Annotated in this window: 10 protein-coding genes; 7 read left to right on the forward strand and 3 right to left on the reverse strand. The window is 53.3% G+C overall.

Features of this window, described 5'->3' with window-relative positions; genetic code table 11:
- Positions 1 to 4: 4 nt before the first annotated feature.
- The 6 genes from Q1Y74_RS11955 (at position 5) to Q1Y74_RS11980 (ending at position 5,076) form a co-directional block, all read left to right on the forward strand.
- Complete coding sequence (locus tag Q1Y74_RS11955) at positions 5 to 562, forward strand: GNAT family N-acetyltransferase (protein WP_300814555.1); 558 nt, start codon at positions 5 to 7, stop codon at positions 560 to 562.
- Positions 563 to 722: 160 nt separating this feature from the next.
- On the forward strand, positions 723 to 1,934 hold the full coding sequence (locus Q1Y74_RS11960; protein WP_300814546.1) for an argininosuccinate synthase domain-containing protein: 1,212 nt from the start codon (positions 723 to 725) through the stop codon (positions 1,932 to 1,934).
- A gap of 140 nt (positions 1,935 to 2,074) precedes the next feature.
- A complete protein-coding gene (gene argC, locus Q1Y74_RS11965) occupies positions 2,075 to 3,043 on the forward strand; it encodes an N-acetyl-gamma-glutamyl-phosphate reductase (RefSeq protein ID WP_300814547.1) in 969 nt (322 codons plus the stop codon).
- A 155-nt stretch (positions 3,044 to 3,198) separates the two neighbouring features.
- Positions 3,199 to 4,323 (forward strand): aminotransferase class III-fold pyridoxal phosphate-dependent enzyme, encoded by a 1,125-nt coding sequence (locus Q1Y74_RS11970; RefSeq protein ID WP_300814548.1) that lies wholly within the window; start codon positions 3,199 to 3,201, stop codon positions 4,321 to 4,323.
- A gap of 152 nt (positions 4,324 to 4,475) precedes the next feature.
- Positions 4,476 to 4,745, forward strand: coding sequence for a hypothetical protein (locus Q1Y74_RS11975; RefSeq protein WP_300814549.1), 270 nt, complete (start codon positions 4,476 to 4,478; stop codon positions 4,743 to 4,745).
- The gene (locus Q1Y74_RS11980) at positions 4,735 to 5,076 is read left to right on the forward strand and encodes a type II toxin-antitoxin system RelE/ParE family toxin (protein ID WP_300814550.1); all 342 of its coding nucleotides are present in this window, start codon (positions 4,735 to 4,737) and stop codon (positions 5,074 to 5,076) included. The genes Q1Y74_RS11975 and Q1Y74_RS11980 overlap by 11 nt, the downstream gene beginning before the upstream one ends.
- Before the next feature lie 246 nt (positions 5,077 to 5,322).
- Here the strand turns inward: Q1Y74_RS11980 and Q1Y74_RS11985 are convergent, their stop codons facing one another.
- From Q1Y74_RS11985 to Q1Y74_RS11995, 3 genes are all read right to left on the reverse strand, one after another.
- Entirely contained in the window at positions 5,323 to 6,426 is a 1,104-nt protein-coding gene (locus tag Q1Y74_RS11985; RefSeq protein WP_300814551.1) for a DUF262 domain-containing protein, read from the reverse strand.
- A 2-nt stretch (positions 6,427 to 6,428) separates the two neighbouring features.
- On the reverse strand, positions 6,429 to 7,412 hold the full coding sequence (locus Q1Y74_RS11990) for an adenine-specific methyltransferase EcoRI family protein (protein WP_300814552.1): 984 nt from the start codon (positions 7,410 to 7,412) through the stop codon (positions 6,429 to 6,431).
- Between the two features lie 590 nt (positions 7,413 to 8,002).
- A complete protein-coding gene (locus Q1Y74_RS11995) occupies positions 8,003 to 8,449 on the reverse strand; it encodes a DUF6078 family protein (RefSeq protein WP_300814553.1) in 447 nt (148 codons plus the stop codon).
- Between the two features lie 109 nt (positions 8,450 to 8,558).
- Between Q1Y74_RS11995 and Q1Y74_RS12000 the strand changes: the two genes are divergently transcribed.
- The coding region (locus tag Q1Y74_RS12000) for a pyrroline-5-carboxylate reductase (RefSeq protein WP_300814554.1) at positions 8,559 to 9,292 on the forward strand (734 nt) is incomplete at its 3' end.

Here is a 9,292-nt window from a genome sequence, read left to right on the forward strand (position 1 = left end):
AGAAATGGATTCGAAACAAATTGAAGTCATGGTGGCCGACGCTTCACACGAAGTCTACGTCGACAAGATTTTGGATACCATACGCGAAGCAGCTAAAGTACGCGGCACCGGCATCGCCGAACGCACACACGAATATGTAGCAACCAAGATGAAGGAAGGAAAAGCCATCATTGCCCTGTGTGGCGACGACTTTGCCGGCTTCACCTACATCGAAAGCTGGGGAAACAAGCAGTATGTAGCTACCTCCGGTCTGATTGTACACCCCAAGTACCGCGGACTGGGACTGGCCAAACGCATCAAACAGGCCTCCTTCCAGCTGGCACGCCTCCGATGGCCCTGGGCCAAGATATTCAGTCTGACCAGCGGCGCCGCCGTTATGAAGATGAACACCGAGCTGGGTTACGTGCCCGTCACCTTCAACGAACTGACCGACGACGAAGCCTTCTGGAAAGGTTGCGAGGGATGTATCAATCACGACATACTGGTGGCCAAGAACCGCAAGTTCTGCATCTGCACCGCCATGCTCTACGACCCTGCGCTGCACGAAGAAGACAAAATATAATCTAAACGAGGAATGAAGAATGAGGAATTTTCAGATTCTGGACGCAGGATTCATTTCAAAAAAACAACAACTGACAAGTAAAAAACAGCAATGGAGAAAAGGGGAAGAGGGACAAACAAAAATTCTTCATTCTTAATTCTTCATTTTTAATTAAATAGTTATGGAAGCAAAGAAGAAAAAAGTAGTTGTCGCATTCAGCGGCGGGCTGGACACTTCGTTCACCGTGATGTATCTGGCCAAGGAAAAAGGATACGAAGTATATGCTGCCTGCGCCAATACCGGCGGATTCAGTGCCGAACAGCTGAAAACCAACGAAGAGAACGCCTACAAGCTGGGCGCCGTGAAGTACGTAACGCTGGACGTGACGCAGGAATATTACGAGAAGAGCCTGAAGTATATGGTCTACGGCAACGTGCTGCGCAACGGCACCTACCCCATCTCCGTCAGCTCGGAGCGTATCTTCCAGGCACTGGCCATCGCCCGCTATGCCAACGAAATCGGCGCCGATGCCATCGCCCACGGCTCAACGGGTGCCGGCAACGACCAGGTGCGTTTCGACATGACCTTCCTTGTCATGGCGCCGGGCGTGGAAATCATCACCCTGACCCGCGACATGGCTCTGAGCCGCCAGGAAGAGATTGACTACCTGAACAAGCACGGCTTTGCCGCCGACTTTGCCAAACTGAAATACTCGTACAACGTCGGCATCTGGGGAACCAGCATTTGCGGCGGTGAAATACTCGACTCTGCCCAGGGATTGCCGGAGAGCGCTTACCTGAAGCACTGCACCAAAGAGGGCACCGAGCAACTGCGCCTCACCTTCGAGAAGGGCGAACTGAAAGCCGTGAACGACGAACGCTTCGACGACCCCATCAAGGCCATTCAGAAAGTAGAGGAAATCGGAGCCGCCTATGGCATCGGCCGCGACATGCACGTGGGCGATACCATTATCGGCATCAAGGGTCGTGTAGGTTTCGAAGCTGCCGCCCCCATGCTGATTATCGGCGCACACCGCTTCCTGGAGAAATACACCCTGAGCAAGTGGCAACAGTACTGGAAGGACCAGGTGGCCAACTGGTATGGCATGTTCCTGCACGAAAGCCAGTATCTGGAACCTGTAATGCGCGACATCGAAGCCATGCTGACCGAAAGCCAGCGCAACGTAAACGGTACAGCCATCCTCGAACTCCGTCCGCTGGGCTTCCACACCGTAGGCGTGGAGAGCAAGGACGACTTGGTGAAGAACAAGTTCGGCGAATACGGCGAGATGCAGAAGGGATGGACAGCCGAGGACGCCAAGGGCTTCATCAAGGTTTCGTCGACTCCGCTGCGCGCCTACTATGCTACGCACAAGGACGAGCTGGAGCAGTAAGAAGCCTCGCCCCCGGCCCCTCTCCCGAGGAGAGGGGGTGAAGTTACAATAGATATATAATAGTATAAACCATAAAAACAGTATGCCTCCCCTTCCCCCCTCTCTTTGGGAGAGGGGCCGGGGGTGAGGCTCTAAATAGTATGATAAAAGTAGGAATTATCGGCGGGGCCGGCTACACGGCGGGCGAACTCATCCGTTTGCTGCTGAACCACCCGGAGGCGGAAATCGTCTTCGTCAACAGTGCGAGCAACGCCGGAAACAAGATAACCGACGTGCACGAAGGGCTGTATGGCGAGACCGACCTGACCTTCACCGACCAGTTGCCTCTGGACGAGATTGACGTGCTCTTCTTCTGCACCGCCCACGGCGACACGCGCAAGTTCATGGAAAGCCACAACGTCCCCGAGGAACTGAAGATTATCGACCTCTCGATGGACTACCGTCTGAAGAGCGACGACCACGACTTCATCTACGGTCTGCCCGAACTGAACCGTCGCGCCACGTGCACGGCCAAGCATGTAGCCAATCCGGGCTGCTTTGCCACCTGCATCCAGCTGGCTCTTCTGCCGCTGGCCAAGAACCTGATGCTGAACGACGACATCATGGTGAACGCCATCACGGGCAGCACCGGAGCGGGTGTGAAGCCGGGTGCCACGAGCCACTTCAGCTGGCGGAACAACAACCTGAGCGTCTACAAGGCTTTCGAACACCAGCACGTGCCCGAGATCAAGCAGTCACTGCGCCAGCTTCAGAACAGCTTCGACTCGGAAATTGACTTCATCCCCTACCGCGGCGACTTCCCGCGCGGCATCTTTGCCACCTGTGTGGTCAAGACCAAAGTGGGCATCGAGGAAATCCGCCGCATGTACGAGGAATACTACGCCAAGGACTCCTTCACGCACATCGTGGACAAGAACATCGACCTGAAGCAGGTGGTGAACACCAACAAGTGCCTCATCCACCTGGAGAAGCACGGCGACAAACTGCTCATCATCTCGTGCATCGACAACCTGCTGAAGGGTGCCAGCGGACAGGCGGTTCACAACATGAACCTCATGTTCAACCTCGAAGAGACGGTGGGACTGAGGCTGAAGCCGAGTGCGTTTTAGGAGCCTCACCCCTAACCCCTCTCCCAAAGAGAGGGGAATAAGGTTACAATAGATATATTAAGAGAGATAATAAATAGTATAATCCATAAAAACAATACGCTTCCCCTCCCTCCCCTCTCCTTGGGAGAGGGGCCGGGGGTGAGGCCTCAAATAACATGAAACTTTTCGACGTATACCCCCTCTTTGACATCAACATCGTCAAGGGAAAAGGCTGCCACGTGTGGGACGAGAACGGTACGGAGTACCTCGACCTCTACGGCGGCCATGCCGTCATCTCCATCGGCCACGCGCATCCGCACTATGTGGAGATGATCAGCCAACAGGTAGCAACCCTGGGATTCTATTCCAATTCCGTCATCAACAAGTTGCAGCAGCAGGTGGCCGAACGCCTGGGCAAGGCCTGCGGCTACGACGACTACTCGCTGTTCCTCATCAACAGCGGCGCCGAAGCCAACGAGAACGCCCTGAAACTGGCCTCGTTCTACAACGGACGCACACGCGTCGTGTCCTGCTCCAAAGCCTTCCACGGACGCACGTCGCTGGCCGTGGAGGTGACGAACAACCCCAAAATCATCGCTCCCATCAACGACTGCGGACACGTCACCTACGTGCCCCTGAACGACACCGCCGCACTGACGGCCGAGGTTGACAAGGGCGACGTCTGCGCCGTCATCATCGAGGGCATACAGGGCGTGGGAGGCATCCAGCTGCCCACCGACGAGTTCATGCACGCCGCACGCGAGGCCTGCACCCGCAACAACACGGTGCTCATCCTCGACGAGATTCAGAGCGGCTACGGACGTACCGGCAAGTTCTTCGCCCACCAGCACCAGGGCATCCGCCCCGACCTCATCACCGTGGCCAAGGGCATCGGTAACGGCTTCCCCATGGGCGGTGTGCTCATCAGCCCGATGTTCACCCCCGTGTACGGACAGCTGGGCACCACCTTCGGTGGCAACCACCTGGCTTGCGCCGCCGCACTGGCCGTGCTCGACGTCATCGAGCAGGAGAACCTCATCGACAACGCCGCCCGCGTGGGCTCGTATCTGCTGGACGAACTGAAAAAGCTGCCGCAGATTAAGGAAGTGCGCGGCCGCGGCCTGATGATTGGCCTGGAGTTCGACGCTCCCATCAAGGACCTGCGCCTGCGCCTGCTCAAGGAACAGCACGTATTCACCGGCGTCAGCGGCACCAACGTCCTCCGTCTGCTGCCGCCCCTGTGCCTGTCAATGGACGAGGCCAACCTCTTCCTGGAGCGGTTCAAGAAGGTGCTGGGATAATGAGTGCCGGCACATAACCACAACTATAAGCCCCGCCTTCTCCATGCAGAGAGGGCGGGGCATTATTTTTCATTAAAAAAGCAGCAGGAAACATTCTTCAATCCAAGACTTTCATTATCTTTGAGTTATCAAAACCAAAAGAAAGGACAGCCATGAGTGATACCGCTAATCTGAATGCAGAACTCTTCAGGCAACTAAGCTACATAGCCGATGACGAGACATACATGAAGAAGGCATTGAACTTCATCAAGAAATTGGCTATGCAGAAAGAGGCAGAGGCCGAGGCTACCGAAAATGACAGCCATCTTTTAAGTAAGGAAGAGGCCCTTGCCTGTTTCGACCAGGCCTGCAAAGAACTTAAAGAGAACTTAGAAGGCAAATTGGCTTTCAAAAGTCTGGAGGAAGCACTCAATGAATTGTAACATCAGTGTTTCCCCACAATTCATTAAAGAATTGAAGCGTCTTTCCAAACGATACCAATCCATTAAAGAAGACGTAAGGGCTCTCTGCATCAGCCTACAAGACAACCCTCTGCAAGGAACCGACTTAGGAAAAGGACTCCGGAAAGTCCGCATGTCGATTGCCTCAAAAGGCAAAGGCAAAAGTGGGGGTGCCCGCGTCATTACCTACACCGTAATTCTGGCCAATATAGCTTCGGAAGTCAAACTACTGACCATCTACGACAAATCCGAATGCGAAGATATCAGTGATAAGGAACTTAAGGACTTGCTACGTAAGCATGTAGCCGATTGAAGATAATTCTTACTCAAGTTTCGGTTTTACCGAAACTTGCAGGAGTTAAAGGACTTAAAAGGAGTTATCGCCCGTCTTGGACGGGCTTGGGAGTTAAAAGCCAATAGAAAAACAAACAGCTCACAATGTATTGGCTTAACCCCTTAACTTCTTAACTACCAGATAAATATTAAATCCGAAACTTGAGTTCTTATCATATCTTTATTCGCCCCGCCCTCCCGCACACAGAGGGCGGGGCATTCTTTTTCATTTCCCCGACTTGCGGCGGTTGCAGTCGCGGCAAAGCATCTGACAGTTGTCTGCCACCGTCCGTCCACCAATGTGCCAGGGGGTGATGTGGTCTGCCTCCATCTGCTCAAACTCGAAATGTTTGTCACAACGGGGACAGATACCTTGCTGGCGTTCGTAGGCAGCCTGAGCCATGGCCGGAGTGAAGGCACGGATGGAAAGGTTGCGCTCGTCGCCCGTCAACAGATAGGGATAGATGCCGCTCTTACGGGTCACGTCGTCGTCCATCAGCAGGCGGACGGTTTCCTGTTCCAGAAAGGCGGTGTCATATACATTGTCTTTATAGCGATTGTACAGTTCTCCCCAGTCGACGGACTTCATGAACTTCTCTCGTTTCTTCACGAAGGTACCCTGTACCCAAGTGATGACGCTCTGAAAGTATGTCCACAAAGCCAGAGCGTTGGCATCGTACTGGTGCAGCGACATGTACTTGCGTATTTCCTCATTGCTCTTTGCGCAGGATATCCAGCGAATGGCTGTTTCCAGATAGTCCTGCCGGATAGGCGAGCCACTGACATAGCTGCTGCCCAGCTTGTAGGCCACACAACCGTTCTTGCTGAAATAGCGTTTGGCATCGCTCACCCACGGACCAGAGAACACAGCGTTGCGCAACTCCTGCAGGGTCAGTTCCGCTCCGGCTATGTTGATGGTTTCAAACCAGTCCAGCTTTTCACGGTCCGTTCCGCTGCACAGGTACACCATCAGCCGGTAGTCCAGGAATGTTTTCTTTTCATCTTCCGTCAGGTTGTAGAAGGCGTAGCCTGTCCGCGAATAAGAGAAGTCGCCGTTGACGTACTGGCAGATGGAGATGGTGCGTTGCTGGCCGTCTATCACCTCGTAGGTGCCGTCGTCGCGCACCGCCCAGTACATCACGTTCAGAGGGAATTTCTTCATCACGGTGTCTATCACCGCATCGCGCTGCTTGTTGTTGTATACAAACTCCCGCTGAAAGGGCGGGCGGATGTCCAAGCGGCCGCCATAGCCCCGCACGCCATTCTCGGCATTGTCCTGATAACCTTCCGTCAGTTCACGGATGGTGATTTCTTGAAGTTTTATTTCCATGCCTATTTCTTTTTGATGAATATACGTTTATATATTTTATTCCCATGAATTAGAGGTTGAGCGACTTTGCTGCTTGCATTCCATAAGCCATTAGAGAATCCTTTTCCCTCACTCTCTGTACATCCGATAATTTCAAATTGTTCAGGATTGTACTTGTCCAGAAAAGTAATGGGTACTCCCATCACTCCGTCGTAATCGGCAGGGATTTCAGAAGTCTTGTTTACATTGATGGCATCGTAATTGTCGTATTTGGGATATTCCTCCGGAGTATATTTCTTGTAGAGGATAAGGTCTTCGTGGCGTTTCTCTATTTCAAGATTCGTGAGCCATGTTACCCCGGAAACTCTTATCATCCCTTCCCGATGGTCGCCGGCTGTGGCTGTATCTTCATAATGCGAAATGAAATGCCCGGCATTGCCCTTAAAGCCATATCCTAACCAAATCTTGTTCTGCATAATCAACGGAAAGATTTCCTTATACGTAATCGCATTCTGGTTCCCTATTATCAGGAACTTTTTGTCATACTTCACCAGTTGCGCCACATACTCCCGAAAAAGTGAAAACGGCGGATTGGTAACCACGATGTCAGCCTGCTTCAACAGCTCCACACATTCGGGGCTGCGGAAGTCGCCGTCGCCTTTCAGGGGACGGATGCCTATTTCTTCGGCATCGGGCACGTGGTTGCCATTGCGGTCGCCCAGATATTCCAGCCAGACGGCCTGTTCCCGGTCGTGGCGGCTGAAGAGGCCGGCGTTCTGATTCTTGTAACAGGTGGTAATGAGACGCTTCAGGCCTAATTGCTCAAAGCCATACGCAAAATAGTGGAAAAAGTTGCTGACACGCGGGTCGTCGCAGTTGCAGAGCACGGTCTTGCCGCGGAAGTGCTCACGATAGTGACGGAGTTCGTTCTCGATGTCAGCCAGTTGGGTGTAGAATTCGTCTTTCTTTGCCTTGTTGGCAGCTTGCAGGTTTTTGTTTCCGGCCATGGCGATGGATAGTTTGCGAGCATATACTATCAATCGCCCCCGTGGGCGCCACAATAAGGAAGGGTGTGAGACATCTTATTGCGTTCCACGAGGTAGCCTAGGAATGAAACCTCATCCTCTCAAATAAGCACTCACACCCTATGCGGGCAGAGCATTGCTTACTATTGAGAGGATAAGGCATTCCCATGCGAAATGTCTTACCTATTATCCGGTTGTTCTTATATCACTTGAAAGTTTCCTAGGCTTTTAGTGGAACGCGAAATAATAGCTAATGCTTCTTGGTTAATATGTCAAGTTATCTGTTTATATCATACAAGTAAATAAATTAAGTCCTTCCTCCTGCCTATATGCAAAAGGAAAAGGACATGCAAATATAAAGGAAAAAAACGGTCTGCCGCCTTTTCCTTTCGGAAAAGTTTGTTTCACGCCGTTTCACAGCAAGAGTGTTACATCGTCACAGCAGGATTGTGACAATGTAACATGCAGACTGTGACGATGTAACATACGTACTGTGAATACGTAACAAGCTTGCTGTGACGACACGACTTCCAAGGCCGCCGCGCCGAGGAAGGCTGTCCGGAGGCCGGCGCCTACCTGCTGTTCCAATCGTAGGTATATGTCACCTGGTCGAACACGTTCTCGTCCCGCATCCCGAACGAGCGGAAGGCGCGGACAATGGCTGTCTGCTCGGCGGGAGGGATGCCGCGCTTGTGGTTCATGACACGCGAAAGGGTCATGCGGGGATAGTAGCCGTTGAGCCACTTTTTCATCTTGCATCCGTCTTCGTAGCTCATGCGAAGCATGGCCTGACGCAATCCCCAGCCAATCTTGACTTCTTTGATGGGTTGGAACATCGGGCAATCGGCCCCTTCGGGCGGATAGGCCAGAGGATTGAATGCGTGGACTTGCAACAGAGTGGGCGGCACATGACAGGCCGCCAACCGGCGCAGGCACTTGCCGGCCAGCGGACAACGGTCGTTAAAACAATGTACAAAATAGGAAGGAACTTGCGAATAGTCGAAACTTACTGTCACCATATAATCTGCATTTGCAGACAAAGTTAAGGAAACTGTCGGAAAAATGTTGCACTTACGCAAGGAAAGAGTTATTTTTGCGGAAATATATCAACCCTATAAACTTACTGACATGAAAATAACAATCATAGGTGCGGGCAACATGGGAGGCGCCATTGCCCGCGGACTGGCCAAGGGCACCGTCATCCCCGCCGCCGACATCACCGTCTGCGACCCCTCGGCCGAGAAGCTGGAGGCCCTGAAGGCCGCGTATCCCGACATGCAGGTGAGCAGCGACAACCGGCAGGCCGCCGCACGGGCGGACATCGTGCTGCTGGCCGTCAAGCCCTGGCTGGTGAGCGACGTACTCAGCGAAATCGAACTGAACGGGCAGCAGATGCTCATCTCCATCGCCGCCGGCGTCAAGCTGGGCGAGATATGGAACCTGCTCGGGTGTCCACAGATGCCCCTCTTCCGCCTGATACCCAACACGGCCATCAGCGAGATGCAGAGCATGACGCTCATTGCCAGCGCCTACGCCAGCGCCGAGCAGCAACAGCTGGTGCTGGACATCTTCAGTGAGATGGGATTGGCCATGCTGCTGCCCGAAGAGAAGTTTGCCGCCGCCACGGCCATGACCTCGTGCGGCATCGCCTATGCTTTGAAGTACATCCAGGCAGTCATGCAAGCGGGCATCGAGCTGGGCATCTATCCCAAGGACGGCATGAAGATGGTGGCCCAGTCCGTCAAAGGTGCCGCCGAACTCATCCTAAAGGGCGACACCCATCCCGCACTTGAGATAGACAAAGTCTGCACCCCCGGCGGACTTACCATCAAAGGCATCAACAGCCTGGAGCACGACGGATT

This window comes from uncultured Bacteroides sp. (assembly GCF_949298305.1).
GTDB lineage: Bacteria > Bacteroidota > Bacteroidia > Bacteroidales > Bacteroidaceae > Bacteroides.